Source organism: Bradyrhizobium sp. MOS003, from assembly GCF_003020125.1.
In the GTDB taxonomy this organism is placed as follows: Bacteria; Pseudomonadota; Alphaproteobacteria; order Rhizobiales; family Xanthobacteraceae; genus Bradyrhizobium.
In genome coordinates this window covers 912,906-938,581 of the sequence record NZ_PYFW01000001.1, presented here as the reverse complement: position 1 = coordinate 938,581, position 25,676 = coordinate 912,906, and the positions used below count along the sequence as shown (strand labels likewise).

General features: G+C 64.4%; 30 protein-coding genes and 2 tRNA genes. 12 read left to right on the top strand and 20 right to left on the bottom strand.

The window, feature by feature from the left end:
• Positions 1–188: 188 nt before the first annotated feature.
• The 4 genes from C7G42_RS04555 (at position 189) to C7G42_RS04540 (ending at position 2,355) form a co-directional block, all read left to right on the top strand.
• Complete coding sequence (locus C7G42_RS04555; RefSeq protein ID WP_106947846.1) at positions 189–734, top strand: sigma-70 family RNA polymerase sigma factor; 546 nt, start codon at positions 189–191, stop codon at positions 732–734.
• Positions 731–1,372 carry a ChrR family anti-sigma-E factor gene (locus tag C7G42_RS04550; RefSeq protein ID WP_106947845.1) on the top strand — a complete coding sequence of 214 codons (642 nt, stop codon included), beginning with the start codon at positions 731–733 and terminating at the stop codon, positions 1,370–1,372. The genes C7G42_RS04555 and C7G42_RS04550 overlap by 4 nt, the downstream gene beginning before the upstream one ends.
• Before the next feature lie 79 nt (positions 1,373–1,451).
• On the top strand, positions 1,452–2,036 hold the full coding sequence (locus C7G42_RS04545) for an RNA polymerase sigma factor (protein WP_106947844.1): 585 nt from the start codon (positions 1,452–1,454) through the stop codon (positions 2,034–2,036).
• A gap of 19 nt (positions 2,037–2,055) precedes the next feature.
• Positions 2,056–2,355, top strand: a complete 300-nt coding sequence (locus C7G42_RS04540; RefSeq protein WP_106947843.1) for a hypothetical protein — start codon at positions 2,056–2,058, stop codon at positions 2,353–2,355.
• A 36-nt stretch (positions 2,356–2,391) separates the two neighbouring features.
• On the opposite strand, the gene C7G42_RS04535 is transcribed toward C7G42_RS04540, so the two are convergent.
• A complete protein-coding gene (locus tag C7G42_RS04535; RefSeq protein WP_094977058.1) occupies positions 2,392–2,793 on the bottom strand; it encodes a DUF2177 family protein in 402 nt (133 codons plus the stop codon).
• Between the two features lie 124 nt (positions 2,794–2,917).
• Positions 2,918–3,688: a DUF1295 domain-containing protein gene (locus C7G42_RS04530; RefSeq protein ID WP_502694178.1), complete on the bottom strand. Its 771-nt coding sequence runs from the start codon at positions 3,686–3,688 to the stop codon at positions 2,918–2,920.
• A gap of 197 nt (positions 3,689–3,885) precedes the next feature.
• Here C7G42_RS04530 and C7G42_RS04525 point away from each other — a divergent pair, with 197 nt between their 5' ends.
• From C7G42_RS04525 to C7G42_RS04505, 5 genes are all read left to right on the top strand, one after another.
• The gene (locus C7G42_RS04525; protein ID WP_106947841.1) at positions 3,886–5,199 is read left to right on the top strand and encodes an NAD(P)/FAD-dependent oxidoreductase; all 1,314 of its coding nucleotides are present in this window, start codon (positions 3,886–3,888) and stop codon (positions 5,197–5,199) included.
• A 4-nt stretch (positions 5,200–5,203) separates the two neighbouring features.
• Positions 5,204–5,992, top strand: a complete 789-nt coding sequence (locus C7G42_RS04520; protein WP_106947840.1) for a DUF1365 domain-containing protein — start codon at positions 5,204–5,206, stop codon at positions 5,990–5,992.
• Between the two features lie 3 nt (positions 5,993–5,995).
• The gene (locus tag C7G42_RS04515; protein WP_106947839.1) at positions 5,996–7,213 is read left to right on the top strand and encodes an SAM-dependent methyltransferase; all 1,218 of its coding nucleotides are present in this window, start codon (positions 5,996–5,998) and stop codon (positions 7,211–7,213) included.
• A gap of 252 nt (positions 7,214–7,465) precedes the next feature.
• Positions 7,466–9,238, top strand: coding sequence for a caspase family protein (locus C7G42_RS04510; RefSeq protein ID WP_106947838.1), 1,773 nt, complete (start codon positions 7,466–7,468; stop codon positions 9,236–9,238).
• Between the two features lie 71 nt (positions 9,239–9,309).
• Positions 9,310–9,645 (top strand): hypothetical protein, encoded by a 336-nt coding sequence (locus C7G42_RS04505; protein ID WP_106947837.1) that lies wholly within the window; start codon positions 9,310–9,312, stop codon positions 9,643–9,645.
• A 354-nt stretch (positions 9,646–9,999) separates the two neighbouring features.
• On the opposite strand, the gene C7G42_RS04500 is transcribed toward C7G42_RS04505, so the two are convergent.
• The 13 genes from C7G42_RS04500 to C7G42_RS04440 form a co-directional block, all read right to left on the bottom strand.
• Positions 10,000–10,075 (bottom strand) — tRNA-Phe (locus C7G42_RS04500).
• A gap of 174 nt (positions 10,076–10,249) precedes the next feature.
• Positions 10,250–10,432, bottom strand: coding sequence for a DNA gyrase inhibitor YacG (gene yacG, locus C7G42_RS04495; RefSeq protein ID WP_106948850.1), 183 nt, complete (start codon positions 10,430–10,432; stop codon positions 10,250–10,252).
• Positions 10,433–10,572: 140 nt separating this feature from the next.
• Positions 10,573–11,202 (bottom strand): Maf-like protein, encoded by a 630-nt coding sequence (locus C7G42_RS04490; RefSeq protein ID WP_106947836.1) that lies wholly within the window; start codon positions 11,200–11,202, stop codon positions 10,573–10,575.
• A 280-nt stretch (positions 11,203–11,482) separates the two neighbouring features.
• The gene (locus C7G42_RS04485; protein ID WP_106947835.1) at positions 11,483–11,950 is read right to left on the bottom strand and encodes an arsenate-mycothiol transferase ArsC; all 468 of its coding nucleotides are present in this window, start codon (positions 11,948–11,950) and stop codon (positions 11,483–11,485) included.
• 6 nt (positions 11,951–11,956) lie between these two features.
• Positions 11,957–12,454 (bottom strand): UPF0262 family protein, encoded by a 498-nt coding sequence (locus C7G42_RS04480; protein ID WP_106947834.1) that lies wholly within the window; start codon positions 12,452–12,454, stop codon positions 11,957–11,959.
• Positions 12,451–13,746, bottom strand: coding sequence for a histidinol dehydrogenase (gene hisD / locus C7G42_RS04475; protein ID WP_106947833.1), 1,296 nt, complete (start codon positions 13,744–13,746; stop codon positions 12,451–12,453). The genes C7G42_RS04480 and hisD overlap by 4 nt, the downstream gene beginning before the upstream one ends.
• A 143-nt stretch (positions 13,747–13,889) precedes the next feature.
• Entirely contained in the window at positions 13,890–14,339 is a 450-nt protein-coding gene (locus C7G42_RS04470) for a DUF2948 family protein (protein ID WP_106947832.1), read from the bottom strand.
• An 82-nt stretch (positions 14,340–14,421) separates the two neighbouring features.
• The gene (locus C7G42_RS04465; protein WP_199580646.1) at positions 14,422–15,081 is read right to left on the bottom strand and encodes an NAD(P)H-binding protein; all 660 of its coding nucleotides are present in this window, start codon (positions 15,079–15,081) and stop codon (positions 14,422–14,424) included.
• Positions 15,082–15,186: 105 nt separating this feature from the next.
• Positions 15,187–16,011: an alpha/beta fold hydrolase gene (locus C7G42_RS04460; protein ID WP_106947830.1), complete on the bottom strand. Its 825-nt coding sequence runs from the start codon at positions 16,009–16,011 to the stop codon at positions 15,187–15,189.
• Between the two features lie 146 nt (positions 16,012–16,157).
• On the bottom strand, positions 16,158–16,667 hold the full coding sequence (locus C7G42_RS04455) for a hypothetical protein (RefSeq protein WP_106947829.1): 510 nt from the start codon (positions 16,665–16,667) through the stop codon (positions 16,158–16,160).
• Positions 16,668–16,862: 195 nt separating this feature from the next.
• Positions 16,863–17,171 (bottom strand): EthD family reductase, encoded by a 309-nt coding sequence (locus C7G42_RS04450; RefSeq protein ID WP_100175035.1) that lies wholly within the window; start codon positions 17,169–17,171, stop codon positions 16,863–16,865.
• Positions 17,172–17,296: 125 nt separating this feature from the next.
• On the bottom strand, positions 17,297–19,003 hold the full coding sequence (locus C7G42_RS04445) for an FAD-dependent oxidoreductase (RefSeq protein ID WP_502694193.1): 1,707 nt from the start codon (positions 19,001–19,003) through the stop codon (positions 17,297–17,299).
• Between the two features lie 25 nt (positions 19,004–19,028).
• Positions 19,029–19,217, bottom strand: a complete 189-nt coding sequence (locus C7G42_RS04440) for a hypothetical protein (protein ID WP_106947827.1) — start codon at positions 19,215–19,217, stop codon at positions 19,029–19,031.
• 317 nt (positions 19,218–19,534) lie between these two features.
• Here C7G42_RS04440 and C7G42_RS04435 point away from each other — a divergent pair.
• Both C7G42_RS04435 and C7G42_RS04430 read left to right on the top strand, forming a co-directional pair.
• Positions 19,535–19,609 (top strand) — tRNA-Thr (locus tag C7G42_RS04435).
• Positions 19,610–19,668: 59 nt separating this feature from the next.
• Complete coding sequence (locus C7G42_RS04430) at positions 19,669–20,019, top strand: RidA family protein (RefSeq protein WP_106948849.1); 351 nt, start codon at positions 19,669–19,671, stop codon at positions 20,017–20,019.
• A 1,018-nt stretch (positions 20,020–21,037) separates the two neighbouring features.
• On the opposite strand, the gene C7G42_RS04420 is transcribed toward C7G42_RS04430, so the two are convergent.
• The 3 genes from C7G42_RS04420 to C7G42_RS04410 all read right to left on the bottom strand — a co-directional run bounded on the left by C7G42_RS04420 (position 21,038) and on the right by C7G42_RS04410 (position 22,889).
• Complete coding sequence (locus C7G42_RS04420) at positions 21,038–21,514, bottom strand: cyclic nucleotide-binding domain-containing protein (RefSeq protein ID WP_106947826.1); 477 nt, start codon at positions 21,512–21,514, stop codon at positions 21,038–21,040.
• Between the two features lie 220 nt (positions 21,515–21,734).
• Positions 21,735–22,373 (bottom strand): ferric reductase-like transmembrane domain-containing protein, encoded by a 639-nt coding sequence (locus C7G42_RS04415; protein ID WP_106947825.1) that lies wholly within the window; start codon positions 22,371–22,373, stop codon positions 21,735–21,737.
• A 12-nt stretch (positions 22,374–22,385) separates the two neighbouring features.
• On the bottom strand, positions 22,386–22,889 hold the full coding sequence (locus tag C7G42_RS04410) for a peptidase associated/transthyretin-like domain-containing protein (protein ID WP_106947824.1): 504 nt from the start codon (positions 22,887–22,889) through the stop codon (positions 22,386–22,388).
• Between the two features lie 298 nt (positions 22,890–23,187).
• Here C7G42_RS04410 and C7G42_RS04405 point away from each other — a divergent pair, with 298 nt between their 5' ends.
• Positions 23,188–24,195, top strand: a complete 1,008-nt coding sequence (locus tag C7G42_RS04405; RefSeq protein ID WP_106947823.1) for an LLM class flavin-dependent oxidoreductase — start codon at positions 23,188–23,190, stop codon at positions 24,193–24,195.
• 193 nt (positions 24,196–24,388) lie between these two features.
• On the opposite strand, the gene C7G42_RS04400 is transcribed toward C7G42_RS04405, so the two are convergent.
• Both C7G42_RS04400 and C7G42_RS04395 read right to left on the bottom strand, forming a co-directional pair.
• The gene (locus tag C7G42_RS04400; RefSeq protein ID WP_106947822.1) at positions 24,389–25,264 is read right to left on the bottom strand and encodes an amidohydrolase family protein; all 876 of its coding nucleotides are present in this window, start codon (positions 25,262–25,264) and stop codon (positions 24,389–24,391) included.
• A 12-nt stretch (positions 25,265–25,276) separates the two neighbouring features.
• The gene (locus C7G42_RS04395) at positions 25,277–25,672 is read right to left on the bottom strand and encodes a RidA family protein (protein WP_106947821.1); all 396 of its coding nucleotides are present in this window, start codon (positions 25,670–25,672) and stop codon (positions 25,277–25,279) included.
• Between the last annotated feature and the right edge of the window lie 4 nt (positions 25,673–25,676).

Here is a 25,676-nt window from a genome sequence, read left to right as displayed (position 1 = left end):
CCGCAACAACAGGCATTTCCCGGTGATCCAGCGGCCTGCCTCGGTCGTTTTCAGGCCAACAGGTCGCTTGTCGAGGCGCTATGATCGCTGCTATCCGGGCTTTAGAGGTGCCGATCCGGGCTGGGGCCGGCTTACCCCGGAGGGTTGTGGCGCGGCTGTCGATTGGCGCGAGAGGACCGAAGGCACAGGTGGATTGGGCTGAATCGATCGGACGCGTCGCCTCCGACGGCGACCGGGAGGCTTTCAAGCGGCTGTTTGAGCATTTCGCGCCTCGCATCAAGGGGCTGATGCTCAAGGCCGGTTGCAGCTCCGATGAGGCGGAAGAGATCGCCCAGAGCACAATGATCGCCGTGTGGCGGAAGGCGCACCAGTTCGATCCCGCGACGGCGGGCGCGCCAGCCTGGATCTTCACGATCGCACGCAACCTGCGGATCGATTTGTTCCGCCGCAGGGCGAGGACAGAGCGGCTTCAAACCGATTCCGAGCTTCCTGATGCGCCGGATCAAGCCGAGACGGCCGATGTGCTGATGTCGCGCGTGCAGGATGCGGCGCGGATCGCCGCGGCGATCAAACAACTGTCGGCAGAGCAATCCACGGTGGTGAGACTGTCGTTCATCGAGGAGCGACCGCACCCGGAGATCGCGAGCGCGCTCGGGATTCCCCTCGGAACGGTCAAGTCACGGATCAGGCTCGCGATGAACCGGTTGCGAGACATTTTGGACGAAGAAGCATGACGATCAGCCATCATCCGCCGGAAGAGCTTCTGGCCGATTTCGCGGCCGGCAATCTGGAAGAAGCTCATCAACTGGTTGTCGGGGTGCATGTGGCTGGCTGCCCACGGTGCGCCCGCTTCGTGCGGGCCATCGAGCAGCTTGCGGGCGCCGCGATGGAAGATGTCGAGCCGGTGCCAATCGCGCCCGATGCATTCGACCGCGTGATGTCGCGAATTCATCTGTCTCCGGCGGAGACCGCCGCGCCCCCCCTCGCGTCTGACATTGACCATGATCTTCCGCCGGCACTGCGGAACTATCGCATCGGCAAGCGCCGGCGCGTGGCGCCCGGTCTCAGCATGAGACCGATCGAGTTGTCCGGTTCGGGCAGCGCGCGCGCCTTCCTGCTTCGGTCAGCGCCAGGATCGCGCATGCTCGAGCACAGCCACACAGGCACCGAGCTGACGCTGGTGCTCGAGGGCAGCTTCAGCCATGAGGGCGGACGCTTTGGCCCCGGGGATTTCGACTATGGCGACGACGAGGTCGATCATCGTCCCATCGTCGGCGACGAAGGCCCTTGCCTCTGCCTGGTCGCCATGACCGGCGACTTGCGCATGAACGGTTTCCTCGGCCGGCTGATCGGGCCGTTCGTACGGCTGTGATTATGCCTCGTCCTTCTCCTCTCGGGTGATCCGGGCCTGCGTCCGAAGCGTTTTCTTTGAAACGCAACGGAGACAGGACATGGCCGGTTCGAACCTGCCAAGCCAGGCACCAAGCGAAAATCTGCGCGAATTGCTGGCCCGCGTCTCGACCGGCGAGACACGTGCATTCGCGGAGCTCCATACGCTGACCCGCAGCAGGCTGGGCCGGATCGCGCTGGCCGTTGGAGCCGCGCCGCACGACGTCGATGATATCCTCCAGGACAGCTTTCTGAAGATCTGGCGCAACGCTGCCCGGTTCGATTCCGGGCGGGCACCCGCCATGGCCTGGATGTCCGCGATCGTCCGAAACACCACCATTGATCATCTGCGGACCCGACGACAGCCGAGTGTCGAATTGGAGAAGGCGCTTGCGGTCGCGACAGACGCTGCGCCGTCACCGACCGAGGAATTCGATTACGCCGGCGCCGAACCCGTTGCCCGCGGCGCGCTGGCCCGATTGCCGGAAGATCGCCGCAGGCTGGTCGCTCTGGCCTATCTGGAAGGCGAGAGCCGCGCGAGCCTGTCGATGCGCTTTGGTGTGCCGGTCGGCACCATCAAGACCTGGCTGCACCGAACCATTTTAGTGGTGCGCAAGGATTGCCTAGCCACGATGGCTGCGGCCTGAAGGCGGCAGGAAAGCGTGCATGGCCGCAGAGATCATTGAATTTCCCGAGCGTGGACGCGACCGGCTCGTCTCCTCGATCGCACGGCTCGAAACCATCGTGGGAGAAGTCGAGCGAATCGTGGCCGACGAACCTGAAGCCGGCGTCGACCGGCTGCTCGCAATCATGGAGCGCATGGGCGACCAATTGGTCGATCTCGCAAGCCTCGTGCTCGACGAAGGGTCGAAGCTGCAGGCTCAGAAGGCCTTCATATCCTTGTCCGACAAGATCGCGGAAACCAGGTTAGCGTTCGAGCAGGTCGAAGACCGGACGCGTACCTGACGCGATCGGGAGACTGATGTGACCCGGCGCTGTCGCTCAGTGCGACAGCTTTTGAGCGACGAGAAACCCGATCCAGGCGCTGACGCCAGCGAGGAACGAGCCCCAGCACACGTCTGCAAGGGTCAGTCCGGTCGACCAGTTCCGCAGCGTCGCCTGATTGGTCAGATCGTAGGTCGCATAGGTGAAGCATCCGAGCAGCAGGCCGGACGTGAAGGCGCGCAGCGCGCCGCCGTCTTGCTGCGCAGGCAACACGGCAAACCAGATCAAGCCCAGGGGATACAGCAGGTAAAACGCGGCAGCGGCCGGCAGATCGGGCTGAGCCCGCAACATGTCGCCCAGCACGGGCCGATACAGCTTGTCGACCATGATGGTCAGCCAGACCATGTCGACGGCGACGAAGGTCACGGCCACCGCGAGATAGGTCAAGAAAAGAGTCATGTCCGTGTTTCCCGTCGCGCTGCATCCGGCCGCCTTGTCGAGCAGCGCCAAATTAACGATCCGGGAGCCGCTTCGGATCACATCGGCGATTCATTCGGCTTTGCGGCGCAGCTACCAGAGTCCATCACGGATCCCGCCGCGGTGGCCATGGAAAGAAGGCGTTGGTGCGGGCCTGATAGCGGCGATAGCGGTCGCCGCGCGATTTCAGCATCTGCTCCTCGAGCGGCGGTATGCCCGTCACGTGGACCAGGATCCAGTACATGATCGCGGGCGCTGCCAGGCTGGCCCACCCCCACGGATAGCCCGGCGATAGCGCGATCACCGGGTAAGCCAGCCATCCCAGCCATTCGAAGAAATAGTTCGGATGACGCGACCAGCGCCACAAGCCGACGTCGCAGACGAGGCCCTTGCTGGCTGGGTCGCCTTTGAACTGCCGCAACTGCCGGTCCGCCAAGGCCTCGCCGGCCACGGCAACCAGGATGATGACGATCCCGGCGTAGTCCTGCAGCCGCAGTTCGGGCCCGGGCGCATGCGCTGCCAGGAAGACGGCGAACGGCAGCGGCAGCGAAACCAGCGCCTGCGATTGCAGGAAGAGGAACATCCGGCGAGGCGCATCGGCGCCCCACTGGCGCGCATAGTTCGCATAGCGGGGATCGTCGATCCCGGCCGCGGAGCGCTGGGCGATGTGCGTCCCAAGCCGCACCGACCAAAGCAGCACGAGCCCCGCGACGAGCACCCGGCGGGCCGGCGAACCGTCATCCAGCGGCCACAAGGCCGCGGCCGCGCCGACGAGGCCGGTCGCATAGGACCAGATCGCATCGACCCAGCCGGAATTGCCGGTGCGCTGCTGAACGACCCAGGCCAGTGCCATCAGGAGGCAGAAGGCCAGCGCCATGCCGGTTATCGCCTGAACGTATGTAAAAAACATGCTCTCACCGATTCGACCTCTGTCGATACGTCGCCTCCGCGGCGCGGTTTCGCCCGCGGCGGCGGGTTCCCGGCGATCCAGCCAAGTGATCCGGGCGATCGTGCCAAACGTTTCCCTTGCTTCAAGGACCGTAGCTGGCGGTACCTCAGTGGGGGCGAGAGAGAATGCGTTTGGCCGTGATCGGGACGGGAATTGCCGGCAACGCCGCCGCCTGGCTCCTGTCGAAGCGTTACGCCGTCACCGTTTACGAGCGCGAGCAACAGCCGGGGGGACATAGTCACACCGTTCGGATCGACTATGACGGCGAGCCTCTCGACGTCGATGTCGGCTTCATCGTGTTCAACGAGACGAACTATCCGCAATTGACGTCGTTGTTCTCCCATCTGGGCGTGAAGACGGTCGAGACCTGCATGAGCTTCGCCCTCTCCGCCGATCAAGGCCGGTTCGAATGGCGGGGTGGCGGGGAGACGGCCTTGGAAACAGTCTGCGGCCTGTTCGCCCAGCCACGCAACCTCGCTTCGCCGTCATATTTTCGCATGCTGGCGGAGGTCGCGCGGTTCAACCGGCAGAGTGTGGCCGATCTGCGTGCCGGCCGGCTGAACGACCTGACGCTCGGTGAGTATTTGCGCGGACAATCCTTCGGGCCGCGACTATTCTCCGACTATCTCGGCCCGATGGGCGCGGCCATCTGGTCATCCTCGTCCGACGACATTCTGTCCTTTCCCGCGGAGAACTTCGTGGCCTTCTTCGACAATCATCGGCTGTTGCACCTCGATCGGCCGCGCTGGCGGACAGTGGAGGGCGGCAGCCGGCGCTATGTCGACAAGCTGACCGCTTCGTTCGCGCACAACATTCGGCTGGGTCACGCGGTAACATCGATCGACCGCACCGGGCATGGCGTGACCGTCCGCGACAGTCATGGCGGTGAGGAGAGTTACGATGCCGTCGTGATGGCCTGTCACAGCGATCAGGCCCTGGCAGCGCTGTCGGATGCCGACGCCGAGGAGCGTTCCATCCTCGGCGCGATCAGATATGCTCCGAACACCATTTACCTGCACCGTGACCCCAGCCTGATGCCGAAGCGTCGGCAGGCCTGGGCATCCTGGAACTTCCTGCGATGGCAGCGGCAGATGCCAGCCCAGAACGACGTCGCGGTGACCTATTGGATGAATCGGCTGCAGGGCATCGACGACCGCAAGCCGGTGTTCGTCAGCCTCAACCCTCCGTTCGAGCCGGCGGCCGATCTGACGTTCGGAAAGTTCAGCTTCGATCACCCGCAATACGATCTGGCTGCCTTCGCGGCGCAACGACGGCTGCCCGCCATCCAGGGCTGTCGCCGAACCTGGTTCTGCGGCGCCTGGACCGGCTACGGCTTTCATGAGGACGGCTTGCAGGCCGGCATCTCAGTTGCCGAGGCACTCGGCAGCGAAGTTCCGTGGCGCCAGCCGGAGCCTTTGCTGGCCGAGGCTGCCGAGTAAAGCGATGATCGCAGCGAAACCAGCCAGAGTGGAGGATGCAACGGCGGCCGCCGCGCTCTATTGGGGAAAGGTGATGCATGCGCGATGGCGGCCCGTGGTGCACAGGTTCACCTATCGCGTGATGAACCTGCTGATCGATCTCGACAGGTTGAACGAAGCCGATCGCCAGTCCCGGCTGTTCGGCGTCAATCGATCAGCGGCTTTCAGCTTCCACGAGTGCGATCACGGCGAAGGCACGAGCGCGGGCCTCAGCCAACACGCCCGGCGCCTCGCAGCGGAACGCGGCATCGACCTCTCGGAAGGTCGCGTCCTGCTTCTCTGTTATCCCAGGGTGCTCGGCTACGTGTTCAACCCGCTCTCGGTCTATTTTTGCTACGGCGCCTCCGGCACTCTTGCGCTGCTGATCTACGAAGTCCGCAACACCTTCGGCGAAATGCATTCCTACGTCCTGCCGGTGCGGGAGGTTGCCGCGGGCTGCGCCATACGGCAAACCCAGGCGAAGAAGTTTTACGTGTCGCCCTTCATGGAGATGGAAACACAGTACCGCTTCAGCGTTTCTCCACCGCAGCGGGACGTGAAAGTCCGGATCTTGCAGAGCGGCGATAAAGGCCCGATGTTTGCTGCAGCATTCTCCGGACGACGTCGTCCCCTGACCAGCCGCTCCCTGCTGGCGGCGCTGGTCGGCCTGCCCTTCCTGACGTTCAAGGTGATCGCAGCCATTCACTGGGAAGCGATGCGGCTCTGGCTGAAAGGTGTTCCCTACGTGCCTCGTTTGAAACAACGTGAGATCTAGACCATGGACCTCGCAGCCACCCATCAGGCCATTCAATTCGATGGCGTCCCCTTCTTTGGCCGACTGGCTCTGCGCCTGGCATCGCAACTTCGGTGCGGCACCGTTCACGTCCGCCTGCCCGACCACAGGATGGTGACCTTGCGTGGCCAGCTTCAGGGTCCGTCGGCCACGATCGAATTGAATAATTACAGGTTCGCGCGCAGCCTGGTCATCGGCGGCGATATCGGCATGGCCGAGGCGTATATTCGCGGCGACTGGACTACGCCCGATCTCGCCCAGCTTCTCTACGTGCTCTGTCTCAACGAAGACTTGGTCGACAACGCCTTTGCCGGCAATATGCTGGTCCGCCTGTGCCGGCGGGCAGTCCATCTCCTGCGCCGCAACACAAGGCAGGGGTCGCGGCACAACATCCACCGTCATTACGATCTCGGCAACGAGTTCTTCGCAGCGTGGCTCGATTCTAGCATGACCTATTCATCGGCCTTGTTTCCGGCCGAGACAGTGGACCTTCCCGCCGCGCAACAGCACAAATACGAACAGCTGGCGCAGGCCATCGAATTACAGCCCGGTCAGAGCGTGCTCGAAATCGGATGCGGCTGGGGCGGCTTCGCCGAATTCGCCGCCAAGACCTATGGCGCCAGCGTGCTGGCGCTCACCATCAGCAGAGAGCAGCATGAGTTTGCCAGTCGGCGAATTCATGAAGCCGGGCTCGCCGAGAAGGTCAAGATCCGTTTGCAGGATTATCGCGACCAGGACGGCCGCTTCGACCGCATCGCTTCGATCGAGATGATCGAGGCCGTCGGCGAGCAATTCTGGCCGGCCTATTTCAACCAGCTGAACCAGCGACTCAAGCCCGGCGGCCTCGCCGGCATCCAGGCCATCACCGTCAGCGACGAGCTTTTCGGCAGCTATCGGCAGCGCGTGGACTTCATCCAGCGCTACATCTTTCCAGGCGGCATGCTGCCGTCGACGAACATCCTGCGCGCGCTCGGCGAACGCTTCGAGATGCCGGTCATCCGCGAGCGCGTCTTCGGGCAGGACTACGCCAGGACACTCGCAATCTGGCGCGACAATTTCAGCCAGGCCTGGACCGACCTGACCTCGCTCGGCTTCGACGAGCCGTTTCGGCGGCTGTGGGAATACTACCTGTGCTACTGCGAGGCCGGCTTCAGGGCGGGGAAGATCGACGTCGGGCAGTTGGTGTTTGCACGGCGGGGGTGAGGCGGTCGGCGGCTAACTCGGCCGCGAGGCGGTCGGTGGCCATCAAGTGCTTTGGGTCCTCGGGGGAATGGTGCGCAGGGGCGGTTCATCGGCACCTGCCCCTACCGAACCAGCAAAGGTCAGAGATCAGGGTGCATCCCGCCAGCCAGCGGCGGTGGGCAGCGCTGCCCCTTTGTGATCGACCGCACAGAGCCGATGCTTGCCTTCGGGTAAACTCTGCATAGGCTGCGCACATAATCGTCGGGGACTGTAATGGGCGCTTTTCGTTGGATTACGTTATTGCTTTCGATCTGGCTGTTGTGCGGTTCAGCACATGCCGAGCGCCGTATCGCGCTGGTGATGGGCAACTCGGCTTACAAGAGCGTACCCAAGCTCTCCAACCCTGCGAACGATGCGGCCCTGGTCGGCGGCATGTTCAGGAAAGCCGGGTTCGACTGGATCGACATCAGGACCGATCTCAACGCTTCCGAGATGCGCAAGGCTCTGCGTGATTTTGGTGGTCGAGCGCGAGATGCTGAGGTCGCTGTCATCTACTACGCCGGTCACGGCATCGAACTTGACGGCACCAACTACCTCATTCCGACGGATGCCGCTCTTGAGACCGACAGCGACGTTCTTGACGAGACCGTGGCGCTAGATCGGGCGTTGTTCGCCGTCGAGCCTGCCAAGCAGCTTCGGCTGATTATCCTCGATGCCTGCCGTGACAATCCGTTCGCCAAAACCATGAAGCGAACGGTTGCTGCCCGTGCCATCGGTCGCGGCCTTGCCAAGGTCGAGCCGACCAGCCCGAACACCATGATTGCTTTCGCAGCGAAGGCGGGGTCAACGGCATCTGATGGCGACTCGAAGAACAGCCCCTTCGCCGCAGCGCTGGTCGAGCGTCTGCCGACACCGGGTCTGGACCTGCGCAAGGCGTTCGGCTTCGTCCGCGACGATGTGTTGAAGAACACCAGCTATAAGCAGGAACCGTATGTCTACGGCTCGCTCGGCGGTGATGACGTGGCGCTGGTGGCTGCGAAGCCGACAGCAACCGGGCCTCAGGCAAGTCCCGATGATGCCATTCGCCGCAACTATGAGCTTGCCCTGCAACTTGGCACCCGCGATGGCTGGAATGTTTTCCTCGCTCAATACCCGGACGGCTTCTATGCGGGGCTGGCGAAGGGCCAACTCAATAAGATCGCGGCGGAGGAAACCCGCGCAGCAGCGGTCGAAAAGGCCCGGCAGGCCGAAGATGAAAAGGCGCGGCTCGTCGCTGACCGCGCAAAGAAGGCCGAGCAGGACAAAGCCGCCGCGGCCGCCAAGTCTGCTGAGGATGCACGGCTCGCTGCCGAGAAGGCCAAGCAGGTGGAGGAAACGAAAGCCGCCGCCGCCGAGCAACGCCGTAAGGAGATCGAGGCCGCCGTCGCAAAGGCTCTTGCCGAGAAGCAGGCAGGCTCCGAAACTGACCAGAAGCTCGCGGCCCTGCCAATGCCCGCATCGTCGCCCGAACCCAAGCAGTCACCGGAGGAACTCGCTAAGGCGGTTCAGTCCGAACTAAAGCGGGTCGGTTGTCTTGCCAGTGCGGAGAACGGTGAATGGAGCGCCAAGTCACAGCGCTCCCTGACCCTGTTCAACAAGTACGCCGGAACGAAGCTCAACACGGCACTCGCAAGCTCTGATGCGCTGGACGCGGTCAAGGCCAAAGCGGGCCGCGTTTGCCCGCTGGTCTGTGACCATGGTTTCAGGGCCGATGGTGATGCTTGTGTGAAGATCGCTTGTCGCGCTGGCTATCGCGTCAATGATGATAACGAATGCGAGAAGGTTCAGGACAAGAAACCGGTCGCTACGCGCGACGAGTCGCGCAAGCGCGATGCGGAGCGGCGACAGGTCGAGACCGCGCCATCCGGCAAACCGCAGGCATCTGGTCAACTATTCTGTAATTCTGCTGGTTGCCGTCCTGTTGGCAAAGGATGCAGAGTTGAGGCCGCGCCCGTTTCCGATCAGTCCTCCCCAATGGCTGGCCGCACAAGAGAGGTGTGCAACTGAGGTTCGTGGCTCGGAACTTTGGCAATGCCTTGTTGTTCCCCATGAGCGCGGTGAGAACATAGGCGAAAACTATGAAATGGATGTTGGTTGTTCTGATAAACGGCGTATCGCCGGTCAACACCGATCTGGTCTTCGACAAGTTCAGCGACTGTCTCGCCGCTGAGGAGCAGATGCGACAGCACTATGCCGATGCCTTCGAGGCGTGGGACCGCATGGCTGCGTCAAGGATCGACCGTCGCAGAGACTACAAGAAAGCCCGTGATGTTGAGGCCAAGCGGTTGTTGAGTAATGTGGGAACTTGTGTCCCGCACGGTGGCGGCGATCAACAGCCGGTCACTGCACCGCAACAACAGCCTCCGACTACATCGTCGCCGCAGCCTACACCGCAGCCACCCCCGCGAAGCTGACACTGCTCGCCTCTGCATCGGGCGCTCCCGGCGCAGCCGCCCTCAATCTCACCAGAAATCCCCGAACCGCGTCGGCGATAGCTACGTGTACCTCACGGCATGCTCGCCGGCATGAGCTCATCATGTCGTAGCTTCACGACCTTGGGGTCCGAACTCTCGAAGCTACTGACGATTTCACCCTGCCCCACCGGGTCCTTGACGCTTTTTAGCACACGCCTGCGATAGCCGGGGATGCCGGTCTTGATGGTGGTTAGGTAAGGGAAGTTTAGAAGGGGCAGTAGTGCGGTGTATCGTGCAGCGATGCACCGGCAAAACGCGATAACTTCAAGCGCTCAAGGTGTCACCTGAGACTGATGGTGCCCAGGGGCGGAATCGAACCACCGACACTGCGATTTTCAGTCGCATGCTCTACCAACTGAGCTACCTGGGCGTGCTCCAAGAGAGGGGCCAAAGCCCATCGAGCGGGCGGTTTATAGTGGGCTCCGGGCGGCCTGTCCACCCGGCTTCGCCAAGAGGCTTCGCCGGGCGCGGCCCGGCTGTGCACAAGCCGCGGCGGCTGGCGCGCGGCACGGCGCGCGATCTGGCAAGTCATTGATATTATTATTTATTCGACATCATCGACTTCGTCGTCGCGGCCGGGGATGACGTAGGAGCCTTTCAGCCAGCGGTTCAAATCGACGTCGCGGCAGCGCGAGGAGCAGAACGGGCGGGTGGCTTCCGACTGCGGCTTGCCGCAGATCGGGCAGGTTTTGAGCGGGCTGGCGGGCTTTTTGACCTTGTCGTCCATCATGTCGGCAGCTTGTACGGGTGAAAGGGCTCAAGAGCCTGTCGGCCGACGGGTTCCGCGGGCGGCGCATACGCCGCGCCAGGCCATTGTACTGTGCATGGGATTGTTTTCGCGATTTTGTTGGGCCGCGGCTTGCCGGCTCAAATGGCGGTGGCGTTGAGCCAGCCGAAGCGGATCGGAAAGCCCTCGCCGCCGAGCAGCGTGGTGGTCTCGTAGAGCGGCAGGCCGACGACGTTGCTGTAGGACCCCACCATCTTCACCACGAAGGAGCCGGCGATGCCCTGCACGGCATAGCCGCCGGCTTTGCCGCGCCATTCGCCGGAGCCGATATAGGCCTGGATGTCGTCCTCCGAGAGGCGCTTGAAGCGGACGCGGGTCTCGACCAGGCGCTGGCGGAATGCCTCGCGCGGCGTCACCAGGGTGATCGCGGTGTAGACGCGGTGGTTGCGGCCCGACAGCAGGCGCAGGCACTGCGCGGCTTCGTCCACGAGATTGGCCTTGGGCAGGATGCGACGGCCGACCGCCACCACCGTATCGGCGGCGAGGATGAAGGCGCCGCGCAGCTCGTCGTCGAGCTGCACCGATTTCAGCGCCGCATCGGCCTTGGCCCGCGCGAGCCGGTTAGCGCAGGCGCGCGGCAGCTCGCCCCGCTTCGGCGTCTCGTCGACGTCGGCCGGCCGGAGCGCGTCCGGCTCGATGCCGGCCTGGTTGAGCAGCGACAGGCGCCGCGGCGAACCGGAGGCAAGTACGAATTTGGGGCGGCCAAGCATCAGGTGATTTGGGGGATGAGCAGGGGGTGAATTGCGCGCGGAACCTATCGGAAGGGGGCTGATTTCACAACCCGGGAACCCCAGGTTTGGTGATTCGAGGTTTCTAACAGCATGTGCCCGTGGTCTGTGACGGCGGTGTTACGGAGGTCTCGTGTCCCGGACGCGGCGCGGCATGAAATGACGCGGCGCTGAGCCGGGACCCATGAGCTTGCACCTGCCGTGAGATGGGCCCCGGTTCTGCAGCGCATCGTTACACGCCGCGCTGCGTCCGGGGCACGCGCTACCCGCTGGCCGCTCCTGTCTTGGAGAACCGCTTGCGGATACGCATCGACAGCTGGTCGCAGACGTCGCGATAGGCGGCGAGCTTCTGATCGCGGCTGCCCTCGATGGTGGTGGGATCCTGCGTCGGCCAGTATTCGACGTCGGCCGCGAGCGTCCGCGTCAGCTCCAGCGCCTTGTGGTGCGCCTCCGGCGAGAGCGTGATGATGAGGTCGAAATTCAACCCCTCCCAATCCTCCAGCTCCTCGAAGGTCTGCGGCTTGTGGGCGGAGATGTCCTGGCCGAGCTCGGCCATCACGGACACCGCGAAGGGATCGAGCTCGCCCTTCCGCGCTCCCGCCGACTTCACGTAGAGCCCTTGGGGAAACATGTGCAGCAGCAGGCTCTCGGCCATCGGCGAGCGCACGCTGTTCATCGCGCAGGCGAATAGCACGGACTGCGGATTGCTTGCGCGTGGAGGCGCAGCCATCCGCGATTATCCTTTCCAATGAAGGACGGTGATGAGCGTGAACAGCCGGCGCGATGTCTCGAAGTCGACCCGCACCTTGCCCTTCAGCCGCTCCTGCAGCGTGCGCGATCCCTCGTCATGGATGCCGCGGCGGCCCATGTCGATGGCCTCGATCTTGTCGGGAGTCGCGGTGCGGATCGCCTGGTAATAGCTGTCGCAGATCATGAAATAGTCCTTCACGATCCGCCGAAACGGCGTCAGCGACAACAGATGCGCGACCACGGGCGTGCCGTCCTCGCGGCGGATGTCGAACATCAGGCGGTTGCCGGTGATGCCGATATGCAGCGTGAACGGCCCCTTGCCCTCGGCGCCGTCGGGCGCGAACAGGTTCTGCTCGATCAGGTCGTAGATCGCGATCGCGCGCTCATGCTCGATGTCGGGCCCGGAACGGCCGATCGAGTCCTCGTCGAGCGTGACCCCGACGATGCGATTGCTGGAGTCGTCCTGTTCAGGCAGCTCTGTCATGACAGATTGAGGCGCAATCCAATCGAACGCGAATGGGCGTCCAGCCCCTCGGCCTTGCCGAGCGTCATCGCGGCAGGTCCGAGCGCACGCAGCTGATCCGGGCCGCATTTCAGGATCGAGGTGCGCTTGATGAAGTCGTGCACCGACAGCCCTGAGGAGAACCGCGCCGAGCGCGCCGTCGGCAGCACGTGGTTGGAGCCGCCGACATAGTCGCCGATCGCCTCCGGCGTATGGGGCCCGAGGAACACCGCGCCGGCATTGCGGATCTTCGCTGCCAGCGCGTCGGGATCCACGGTCATGATCTCGAGATGCTCGGCAGCGATCGCGTCCGCGAGCGGAATGGCCTCGGTGAGGTTCTTGACCATGATGATGGCGCCGAAATCGGCCCAGGAGCTGCCTGCGATTGCGGCGCGCGGCAGTGTCTTCAACTGGGCCTCGACCGCCTTCTCGACGTCGGCGGCAAGGCGCGTGGAATCGGTGATCAGGATCGATTGCGCGCTGGCATCATGCTCGGCCTGCGCCAGGAGATCGGCGGCGATCCAGTCGGCATTGCCGGTGTCGTCGGCGATCACCAGCACCTCGGAGGGACCTGCGATCATGTCGATGCCGACCTTGCCGAACACCAGCCGCTTGGCGGCGGCGACATAGGCGTTGCCGGGGCCGACGATCTTGGCGACCGGCGCGATCGTCGCGGTGCCGTGCGCCAGCGCCGCCACGGCCTGCGCGCCGCCGACGCGGTAGATCTCGGTGACGCCGCCGAGCTGCGCCGCCGCCAGCACCAGCGGATTGAGCTTGCCGTCGGGCGAGGGCACCACCATCACCAGGCGCGAGACACCGGCGACCCTTGCAGGCACCGCGTTCATCAGCACCGAGGACGGATAGGCGGCGGTGCCGCCGGGCACATAGAGGCCGGCGGATTCGATCGCGGTGTAGCGCCAGCCGAGCTCCACGCCGAGCGGGTCGGTGAAGCGCTCGTCCTGCGGCAACTGCCGACGGTGATAGGTCTCGATGCGGTCCCGCGCGAGCTTGAGCGCATCGAGCGTCGCGGCATCGCAGGCCTTGGTCGCCGCCTCGATCTCATCAGCGGTGACGCGCAGGCCGGATGCCTCCAGCTTCAGGCGGTCGAACTTGGCGGTGGCCTCGAGCAGCGCGGCATCGCCCCGCTTTGCCACGTCGTCGACGATGGCGCGCGCGGCGGCCTCGACGTCGGCCGAGGCCTCGCGCTTGGCGGCGAGGAAGGCCGCGAATCGCTGGTCAAAATCGGCGCTGCTGCGGTCGAGGCGAACGGGCATGTCTGGCTTGGCTTCTGGCTGGTCTTGGGGCGATTGGCGCACCAGGTCCCCTGCTCAATGGCGCGACGGGGAAGCGGCGTCAACCCTCGCAAGCCGCCGTTCCGGCGCGGGCCTGAGCCGGTGCGGCTGGTATACCGGGGGCTTCACAGCTCCCCCTCGATCTCGAGCCCCGCCCCCAGCGTGTCGTCCCCGAGGTCCGTCAGCTCGCATTCCAGGCATTCGACGTCGAGCCTGACGGCGCCGCCTTCCGCGAACAACAGCAGGGCGCTGCCGCCGGGCTCCGCCTCGCGGCCGTCCCTCGGGTGAAACTCGATGCCGACGAGGTCCATGGTCTTCTCGGGCGCAGCGAGGTCGATGTTGCGCGCCTTGCAGGCGAGGACGCGGTCGAAGCGGAGCGCAGAGACGAGCCGGCGCGGCTCGGCCTCGCCCTCCAGCGTCTGCTCCCAGTCCAGCCGGCTCATGCCGATCACGAGCCGCTTCTCGCTCTGCCGCCAGATGATGTCGGAGACCTGGACCCGGGCATCCTGGACATGGGTCGAGATCACGGCGAGATCGTCGGCGTCGAGGGCGATCAGTTTGAGCTGGGGCGACATCGCCGACGCTTCTCCTTCGGAATGGACGGGGCTCAACGCGGACCGGCGCCGAAATTTCCGCTCAAACTAACGGGCCGGCTGGCTAGAGGCTATTGATATCCGCCATCTCCAGCACCTTCCGCGGATACCCCTCTCGGGCGACCCGGATCATGGCGCGGCCGATCTGCTCGGTCGAGGTGACCAGCCGCGGCGAGATCCGGCGCAGCACCGGCCACAGCGGCGCGGTTGCGGCATAGACGGCCTGCACCCAGGTGGTCCTGGACCGGGCGCCGTGCAGCGGCTGGATCGCGCCGGGCCGGAACATGTAGGCAGCCCTGAACGGCAGCTTGAGCAGGTCGTTCTCGGTCTTGCCCTTGATCCGCGCCCACATCCGCGATCCCTGCTCGCTGGAATCGGTGCCGGCGCCGGTGACATAGGTGAACACCATCTGCGGGTTGAGCCGCGCCAGCGTCGTCGCAGCCGCGAGCGTGAGGTCATAGGTGAGATGGCGGTAGCGCTCTTCGCTCATGCCGATCGAGGACACGCCGAGGCAGAAGAAGCAGGCATCGAAGCCGGCGAGCCGGGCTTCGATCGCCGAATAATCCAGGAAATTGCCGTGGATGATCTCGGTGAGCTTGGCGTTGCGCACGCCGGTCGGGCTGCGGCCGATCACCAGCACTTGGTCGATGCCGGCATCAACCAAGCATTCGCGCAAGACGCCCTGCCCGACCATGCCGGTCGCGCCGAAGATGATGACTCGCATCGGGATGTCCCCCAGGGCATCGCCGCTCATGTGGCGACCGCCCTGCCGCAAGGATACACCGGCCGGCGTTTCCGTGCGATCAGGGCGATCTTGACGTAAGGCGCCTTACTCCTTGAAGAACGCCAGCAGGTCGGCGTTGATGGTTTCGGCGTGCGTGGTCGGCATGCCGTGGGGGAAACCCTTGTAGGTCTTCAGCGTGCCCTTCTTCAGCAGCTTGGCCGACAGCGGCGCAGAATCGGCGTAGGGCACGATCTGGTCGTCGTCGCCATGCATCACCAGCACGGGCACCGTGATCTTCTTGAGGTCCTCGGTGAAGTCGGTCTGCGAGAACGCGACGACGCCGTCGTAATGCGCCTTGGCGCCGCCCATCATGCCCTGCCGCCACCAGTTCTGGATCACCGCTTCCGACGGTTTGGCGCCGGGACGGTTGTAGCCGTAGAACGGACCGGAGGCGAGATCGCGGTAGAAGCCGGTGCGGCTGGCCGCGAGCTGCTTCTGCAGATCGTCGAACACGCTCTTCGGCAGGCCGCCGGGATTGGCCGCGGTCTGCACCATCAGCGGCGGCACCGCGGAGAGGATCGCCGCCTTCGCCACCCGGCTCTCGCCATGGCGCGCGATGTAGTGCACGACTTCGCCGCCGCCGGTGGAATGGCCGACATGGATGGCGTTCTTGAGGTCGAGATGCGCGGTGACGGCCGCGAGATCGTCGGCATAGTGATCCATGTCGTGCCCGTCGGAAACCTGCGACGAGCGGCCATGGCCGCGGCGGTCATGGGCGATGACGCGATAGCCGTTGTTGGCGAAGAATATCATCTGCCCGTCCCAGTCGTCGGCCGACAACGGCCAGCCATGGCTGAACACGATCGGCTGGCCACTGCCCCAATCCTTGTAGAAGATCTCGACGCCGTCTTTGGTGGTGATGGTGGGCATGATCGCTCTCTTTCAGTGCAGTTCGATTGTTCAGTGCAGTTCGATTGCGTTACGCGTGAACAGGCACGCGCCGACGTTGCGCAGGTAATCGCGCGCGATCCCGAATGCGACGCCTCGCATCGACCGGGATGTTGAGAATCGTGTAATCAGGCAAATGCCATGGGCTTGAAGCGGCGCCAGGCGCCGATGGTGAGCACGACGAAGAACACCAGCACGACGCCCTGCACCACCGCGAACACCGGACCCGACGGCGGCGCCGGCGCCACGGCGGGGGCGAGTGCGGCAAGCGCCGGAACCTTGAGGAACGACTGGATCACCAGCACGAAGACATTGAAATACAGCGAGATCATCGCGGTCACGATATAGACCGGACGCCAGACGCCCGTGAGCTTCATGCCGTACAGCGCGAAGCAGGCGATCGCGAGCAACACCAGCGAGATGATGCCGATGATGTGCGACGGCAGCAGCTTCTCGAACGGAAACAGGAAACCGGTGACGCTGGTCAGGATCGTGAAAACGAGGAAGATCGCGGTCAGGCCCGGCATCGACTTCGAGCCGAGCAGGCCGAACATCACGACGAGACCGGCGACGATGCCGATCAGGCTGATGACGACATGGACCAACGTGAAGGCGGGCAAGCTCAAGCCAAGGACCATGACATCGTCTCCCTATCGTCCGGCATTAAAATTCAGGAGATTAGTATTACGACCCTCATGGGATTGCCACCTGCGTTGTCGTCACATGCAGGTGCGAAGCCATGCGCCATCGTGCGAATCGACAAGCGCATGGCTGATTTTTTTGCACCGCTGTCACAAACGACAGCAGATTTCGACGAAAGTTGAATCGACCCCTCACACTTCCTTGGTGTCGAAGATCAGCAGATCGGCGCCGCCGCTGGCGAATTTCGGCACGTCGCCTGCGGCCGCCTTGCCGGCTTCGCTGCCGAAGGCCTTCTGGATGTCGCCCACGCTGTCGAAGGTGAGAATGGCGACGAGATGAATCCCCGACGGCCCGGCGGGGGAGCCGACCGCGCCCGTGCTGACCGCGTACTTCTTCAAGCCGGGAAGCTTCTTGGCGAGTGGAATGTGGGTCTCGGCATAATGCTTGTCGAAAGCGGCAGCATCCTTGGGCGTCTTGTAGAGCACGACGAGTTCGGCCATTGAGTCCTCCCTTGGGAATCTTTGTTCTTCAGCACGAGATTGGCCTCGCGACGAGGCAATAGTCTGTGGGGCGCGGCAAGATGGCAAGTCCCATTCGTCTTGCCAACTGCTTGTCTTCTGCTCGGCTATAGCGCCGGTTTTGCGGCGTCGCCGAGATAGCCGTGCAGGGAGGCCACGACCTGGGCGCCCTCGCCGATGGCGCCGCCGACCCGCTTGACCGAGCCGGAGCGGACGTCGCCGACGGCGTAGACGCCGGGCACGGAGGTCTCGAGCGGCGCCACCAGCCTGCCCTGGTTTTGCTCGGACTGCGCGCCGGTCACGACGAAGCCGCCGCGATCGAGCGTCACGCCGCAGCCGTCGAGCCAGGAGGTGGCGGGATCGGCGCCGACGAACAGAAAGAGATTGCGGATGTCGGCGGAATCCTCGTCATCGGACAGCCGGCTCTTCCAGCGGATGCGCCGCAACTGCGCGGCCTCGTCGCCCTCGAGCGCCGTGATCTCGGTGTTGAACATCAATTCGATGTTCGGCGTCGCTTCGATGCGCTCGATGAGATAGCGCGACATGCTGGCCCCCAAGCCACCGCCGCGGATGATCATCAGGACTTTCTTGGCGTGACCCGACAGGAACACGGCCGCCTGCCCCGCCGAGTTGCCGGCACCGACCAGCGCGACCTCCTCGCCGGCACACAGCTTCGCCTCGACGGGAGACGCCCAGTACCAGACGCCGCGTCCTTCGAACTTGTCGAGGTTCGCGATTTCCGGCCGGCGATAGCGCGCGCCGCTGGCGACCACGACCGAACGCGAACGCAAGGGGTTGCTGCCGTCGATCGCCACCGCGAACGCTCCATCATGCCGCGTGCAGTCGAGCGACTTCACCGTCACGGGAATCATGATGTCGGCGCCGAACTTCTGCGCCTGGGTGAAGGCGCGCGCGGTCAGGGCCTGGCCGGAAATGCCGGTCGGAAATCCCAGATAGTTCTCGATGCGTGCGCTGGCGCCGGCCTGGCCGCCGAAGGCGCGGATGTCGAGCACGGCAACGGACAATCCTTCCGACGCTGCGTACACGGCGGTGGCGAGCCCGGCCGGGCCGCAGCCGACGACGGCAACGTCGTAGACGCGATCGTCCTTGGCGCCGCCGATCATGCCGATGGCGCGGGCAAGCTCGGTCTCGTTGGGATTGCGCAGCACGGCACCGTTGGCGGCAACTACCAGCGGCCAGTCTTCCGGCTTCGGTGAATAGCGCGCGATGACCTCAGCGGCGTCTCGATCCCGTGCGGGATCGAGCAGATGATGCGGCTGGCCGTTGCGGGTGAGGAAACCCTGCAGCCGCACCACGCCGGCGGAATTCGACGGACCGATCAGCACCGGACCGCCCATGCCGTCCTGGATCAGATTGACCCGGCGCAGGATCAGCGCGCGCATGATGCGCTCGCCGAGTTCCGCCTCGGCGACCAGCAGCGCACGCAACCGCTCCGGCGGCAACAGCAGCGTCTCGACGTCGCCCTCGGCGCGGCCGTCGACCAGCGCCGGCTGTCCCGAGAGCTGGCTGAGCTCGGCCAGAAACTGCCCCGGTCCCTGGTCGATGACAGGGGTGACGTGACCGAGACCATCGCGCTGGGTGATGGCGACATGGCCCTTCAGCACCACGAACATGCCGGGCCCGGGCTTTCCGGTCTCGAACAGGAACTCGCCGTCTGCGTAGCTGCGGACTTCGCCGAAATGCCTGATGCGCTCGATCTCGGCGGGCGTCAGCGTCGGAAAGGTCTGCTCGGGGCGGATGAAGCGCGACATCAGCGCCTGACCGTCATTTGGTTGCCGTCCGTCCTGCCCCATCGTCATTCTCGCTCATTCCAAAATTCTAGGTGCCGGCTTTCCCGGCGGCCCCCTCATTTAGGGAACCATCCTCATTCTGCGAGGGCTCCGTGCCCGCGGCGCGTTCGCGCGCCTGCAGCTTGCGCCGCTTGAGGTTTTCGCGCAGCGCCGATTTCAGGCGGTCGTCCCGGGACGTCCTCGCCTGGGTCGTGCTCTTGTCGGTGTCGTCGGCCATCACGGGTCCATCATATCGGTCGGCGGCAGGATGCCACCGAATGGCGACAGCTCAAGAGGCGAGCGCGATCCATTCGTGCGAAACGCGAAATGGATCGAATCCGATGCCTGGAGCAACTGACCAGTTGGCGGGGATATCGGAGCCCGAATCGCCGGAAAGGCGGCGGTTTCGCGCCGAAACGGGCATTTTGGCCTCGATATCGGCCCGATTTTCTCGGTTTGAACGGCCTAGCAAGCTTGCACAGGAGGGGGGCTTGTGGCAGATATCGCCCCGCTTGGTAGCGCCCCCTTCGGGCGCCCGATTCTTCACCAGCACATGCTGCCGTAGCTCAGTGGTAGAGCACTCCATTGGTAATGGAGAGGTCGACAGTTCAATCCTGTCTGGCAGCACCATTTTCCCCATCGAAGCGAGCCCTCCCTTTAGCGTGCCCGCAACACCCATGGATGCGATCGTGATCACCCGTTCCCTGCCCTATGAAGGACTGCTCCACGAGATCGTCGAGCACAACGGCGTGCTCTATCTCGGCGGCATCGTCCCTGAGGATGCGGGGCTCGATATGGCGGGCCAGGCACACGATGTGCTGCGCCAGTTGAAGACACTGCTCGATGGCGCCGGCTCCGATCTCTCCTGCGTTCTGCAGGTGACGATCTTCATGGCTGATCTCGCCGACAAGGCGGCGTTCAACGAGGTGTGGAAGCGCTATTTCACCGCGAACCATCTGCCGGCGCGTGCGGCCGTGGGCGTTGCGGATCTCGGCCCGGGCGTCAGGCTGGAGCTGACGGCGATCGCCGCCCGCAAGTGATGCCCAAGCGACGTCGCCGAGGCGCGACGCTTCAGTCATTTCTGAATTCACACATGAAGCGGCGTTCTCGCGGCTTGAAACGCCCGAGTTTTTCTCTCCTCTTTCGCCCTCTCTTGTGAAGAGGGCGCAGGGAAGACCGGGTGCCGGCTGGCACCCATGACCCGCTGCGCGAAGAATTTGCACACGCAAATGCGCGGGCGGACGACAGGTGGGCCGCAAAACACCCGGCCTTCCCTGCGCGATGGGTTGACGGCCTATGCCCGCTCTCCCCGGAGCCGAATTCCTTCTGGCCTCCGTCACCTCGCGAAAACCGATGCACCGCGTCCGGTTGGCCGATGCATCTTCGCGAAGGCTTGGCTGTAGCAACGACAGCCAGGACCACGTGGTTTAGCCGTACGTGACAGCGCCGCTCGTCACACGGAGAAGGACCTCACGGGGATCACCCGCCCTGGTCCCGCCTTGCCGTGCCCGACGCAGCCGCGTCCACCGCACCCCGGCCCACGTTCGTTGCGACGTACGATCGCCCCTCTCCTCGGGCCGGGATGGCGGAAATATGCCGCAATTCCGAATTTCGGTAAAGCGGAATATTTTTGCGACGGAGGCTTGACGGGGTTGAGGTGTTTTGCCCGACGGGCCGCGCTGGTAAGGTTAATCCTTCCTTTCGATTGTCGGTAAAGTTTTATCTATTATGGTCTTCGTCATTCGTGACGAAGACCAGGGGCTTTAAATAGTGTTTGCGTTTTTCTTGATCGCGACCGGGACTGCGCTGCTTCTCTCCGGCATTGTCGCCTTCGGTTTTCACAGAAACTCCCTGCATTCGATGGCGTTGCTGTAGCCGTATCAGGGCGCGGGCTCGCGGGTTGGGCGGCTTGTCCGCAAGCGCACGGCGCCCTCCGTCATTGCGAGCGTAGCGAAACAATCCAGGATCTTTCCGCGGACAGAGTCTGGATTGCTTCGTCGCAAGAGCTCCTCGCAATGACGAGTTGAGAGACCTCCGTCATCCCCATCCTATGCATGATCAATTGTCGTTATCCGCCGCGCGCCTCGCGAACCGATCGTCCGCCCGGCGCAGCCGGCGACACAGCTCGCGGTTGATGTTCTGAAGCACGATCACATAGGCGTGGATGTCGGCCTTGTAGCAGGCGTAGAGATTTTGCGCGGTCAGCTCGTACAGCACTGTCGGACCTTCCGCGACCACGGTGGCTGAGCGGTTCTGCATTTCGATCAGCGTCATCTCGCCGAAGAAGTCACCGGGCTGCAGCACGGAAATCGGGATGACACGGCCCGCCTTCGTCCGCTTGCTCACCGCGAGGCGGCCGGATTTGACGATGAACATCGAGCGGCCCGGCTCGCCTTCCGACACGACGGTGCTGCCGGCCGCGAAGCTGCGCTCGACCAGCATGGACATCAGGAGGTCGAGGCTCGGCTGCGGCAGACCGCCGAAAAACGGCGTGCCGAGCAGGAACGCTTTCAGATCGGGGGCCGTCACGGTCATTGCGCGACGTTACGCCGCGAAGCGGATCGCAGCAAGCGGAGCAACGTACCCGCCGTCATTGCGAGCGGAGCGAAGCAATCCAGAATCTTTCCGCAGAGACACCCTGGATTGCTTCGTCGCAAGAGCTCCTCGCAATGACGCGTTGAGAGACGTTCACCTCACGAGATGGCGTAGCCCGGATTGCGCTTCGGTTCATCCGGGCTACGACTTCGGCGCGGCTTCACTGCCTCGCGCCACTCTCACCGCGTAGCGTCCTGCGCTTTCGCCACACCTGCAGGTCGATCATGACCTTCGCAGTTGCCGCGAGGACCAAGACGCACAACGCCACTTTCGACATCGTTTCCATCGTTCCTTCAATCAAGAGGCAATGGACCACGCTGCCCACGACGATGACGATCGCCAGCGGCATGTGAATGAAGCGCCAGGTTCGCGGCCTCAGCTCCAACCGCCGGCGCAGGGACGCCAGCAGCGCAACAATGAAGATCGCCCACATCGCGGTCACGCCAAAGGGCGAGAACGGCGTCGGCGACGCATAGGTCAGGGCGTCGATCATGTCGGGCGGGCTGGTGATCCAGAGCCCGGCAACGTGGATCACCACGGCCAGCACCAGCGCGCCGCCGATCCAGTGATGGGCACGCCGTCCGCGATAAGCCGACAATGGCGGCAGATATCCACCGATCAACAGGGGTTGCACCAGCACGAGACCGAGCGCGACGATCCCGGCGAAGCCGGCGAGGATGTAGACCGGCCCGCGCCATGCGAGCTGTTCGCTTGTCGCAGCCAGTGCGACCGGCACGCCGATAGCCAAGGCAATGGCAACCCAGATCAGGATCACCCGCGCCGATCTCCAACCCGTCATTCGCCGGCCCGATCAGGCCGGCTGAAGGACGAAATGCGCCTCGAGGCTGGTTTCCTTGGCGCTCCGCATCACCGGCCGCAGGAACACGGTTTTGAACTCGCCGCTGTCATAGGCGAGGTGGCCGTGCGGCTGGCCGAAGATCGGAATGATCTGCGGCATCTCCAGCCGGAACTTGCCGTCCTTGTCGGTGAGCGTGGCGCCGTGGCTCTGCGGTTCGTGTTCCTGGCCCTCGACCGTGTGCGCCCAGATCTGGATACGCTGGCCGGCGAGCGGAACGCCGTCGCCGGCGCGGCGCACGGTGCCGCTCATCCAGAAGCCGCCCTTGCCGATGCGATCCACGACCGCGGCACCCTTGCGGTAATTGTTCGCGCCACCCGACATCGACTCGGTCGGCGCGACGCCTTCCGCGCGGGCCGGAAGCAGCAGGCCCGGCATGCTGGTTGCCAGAACGCCGGTTGTCAGGACGGAACCGCCGGCGACCAGCAGGTTGCGGCGGTTGAGTACGACCATGGTCATGTGGTTTCCTCCCGGCGTCGGCTGCGATTGTGCCCGACCGCATTGGGACACGAGTCCGCCGTGTCATGTCGGCGCAAGACTACAACAATGGGCAGGAAACGCCCAGCTGACGCCACGGGCGCCACAGGTCGCAATAACAGTGTTGTGAACGGAGTTCGGGCCGCTCGGACGGCGTCCTGGAGGAGCAAGCGATGTGGCCGCTATCGAAGCGTCGTTCGATGGCATGACAAAGTGCTCTACCCATCCCGCGCGCGGACATTACATGTGGCGGCACACCCCTTTCCGCCGGTACCCGCCCATGATCCCCTTCTCCGTGCTCGACCTCGCGCCCATCCGCCAAGGCGGCGATGCGGCGCAGGCGTTCCGCAATTCGCTCGATCTCGCCCGGCACGCGGAAGGCTGGGGCTTCAAGCGGTTCTGGCTGGCCGAGCATCACAACATGACGGGCATCGCGAGTGCTGCGACGTCCGTGGTGATCGGGCACATCGCGGGCGGAACGACGACGATCCGCGTCGGCTCCGGCGGGATCATGCTGCCGAACCATTCGCCGCTGGTCATCGCCGAGCAGTTCGGCACGCTGGCCTCGCTCTATCCCGGGCGGATCGATCTCGGGCTCGGGCGGGCGCCGGGTACCGACCAGTTCACCGCACGGGCGCTGCGGCGCGACCTTGCCACCAGTTCCGAGAATTTCCCGCAGGATGTGCTGGAATTGCAGGCTTTGCTAGGCGACGTGCAGCCGAACCAGACGATCCGCGCCGTGCCCGGCATGGGAACGAAGGTGCCGCTGTGGATCCTGGGATCGAGCACCTTTGGCGCGCAGCTCGCAGGCATGCTCGGCCTGCCCTTCGCGTTCGCCTCGCATTTCGCGCCGCAGATGATGATGCCGGCGCTGCGCGAATATCGCGCGCGCTTCGAGCCCTCGGCGCAACTCGACAAGCCCTATGCGATGGTCGGCGTCAACGTCTTCGCCGCCGACAGCGACGCGGAGGCGCAGCGGATGTTCTCCTCGCTGCAGCAGCAGTTCATCAATCTACGCCGCGGCACGCCGGGCCCGCTGCCGCCGCCGGTCAACGACATGGACGCGCTGTGGTCGCCGGCGGAGAAGGCCATGGTCGGCCAGTCGCTGTCATGCTCCGCGGTCGGCTCGCCTGAGGTGGTCGAGCAGAAGCTGAAGGCGCTGATCGCTGATACCGGCGCGGACGAGCTGATGACGACGGGACAGATCTACGACCACACCGCGCGGCTGCGCTCGTTCGAGATCGCCGCCGGGGTGCGGGACCGGTTGGCGAAGCAACCGGTGGTGTGAACGAGCCCGATTGTTGCGGCGATAATGGTCGCTCCCTCCCCCGCGTGCGGGGGAGGGTTGGGGAGAGGGCTGTCGCCGCAATGGGATTGTCGAGACTTGCGGAGGAATCCCCAAGAGGAGAAAGCCCTCTCCCCGACCCTCTCCCGCAAGCGGGAGAGGGGGGCGCACCTTGTATGTTGCGAGCCTCGCGTTTCTATTCAGGAAACCCGAACAGTTTTGCCGGATTGTGCACCAGGATCTTCTCCAGCTCGGCCTGGTCCGCGACATAGCGATACATCAGCTCGAGCAGGTCGGCGTCGTTCGGCGGCTGCTTGACGGAGACCGGATGCGGCCAGTCGCTGGCCCAGACGCAGCGGTCGACGGCCGCTTCGATATAGGCGCGCGCGATCGGGATCACGTCTTCGTAGGGCGCGCCCGTCTTCGAGGTCTTTTCGCCGAGCGACAGCATCACCCAGAAATTGCCTTTGGCGAGCAACTCGAGCATCTTGCGCAGGTTCGGATCGTTCTTGCCGGCCTCGGGATCAGGCCGCGCCATGTGGTCGATCAGCACGGGAACGTCGAGATTCTCGTATTTGGCGACGCTCGACATGATGCCGTCTTTCTCCGGCTGGATCTTGACGTACCAGCCGAGCTCGCGAATCCGGGCGATAGCGCGGACGAAATCGGCATCCGACAGCACCGCGCCGAGCTCCTGGCGGAAGCTGAAGCGTGCGCCGCGCACGCCGGCGTCATGCAGCCTGGCCAGATAGGCGTCGTTCGCCTCCGCGAACACCAGCGCGTTGGCGCAGCCGCGATAGTTCGGGCCCATCGCGGCGAGACCGTCGAGCACGACGGCGTGGTCGGCGCCGTAAGTCGTGGTCTGCACGATGATGCCGCGCTCGATGCCGAGCGTCTTGTGCATGCGCAAGGCCGCTTCCCAGGTCGCGGTCGGCATCCGGTAGGCGGCGCCGGGACGCTCGGGATAATTCTCGATCGGACCCAGCACGTGAAACTGGCTGTCGACGGTTTTGGGCGGCGGCGTCTTGACCGGGCGGCGCGGATTGGGATCGAACGGCAGATAGGTCGGCATGGTTACGCTCCTTCAGTCGATCACGGCGGTGAAGTCGCACTGCACCAGCGCGCCGCCGTCCATGTTGTCCATCGGCAGCGCATGGCGCGCGGGCCGGGAATGCTCGTCCGGAAACATCTTCAGCCACTCGACATTGATGGGACCGCGATTGCCGCGGTCCTTCAGCCACACCGTCATCTTGATGATGTCGTCGGTGGTGCCGCCGGCGGCTTCCACCGTCGCCTTCATGTGCGCGAACATGTTGGCGCATTGGGCGTCGAGGCTCTCCGGCATCGCATTGGTCGCCGGATCGCGGCCGAGGATGACGCCCGACATCACGAGATTGCCGATGCGGCAGGCGTTCGGAATCGGATTGACGTGCTTGAAACCGCCGATGTGGATGCTCTTGCGCCGCGACTGGCTACTCATGGTG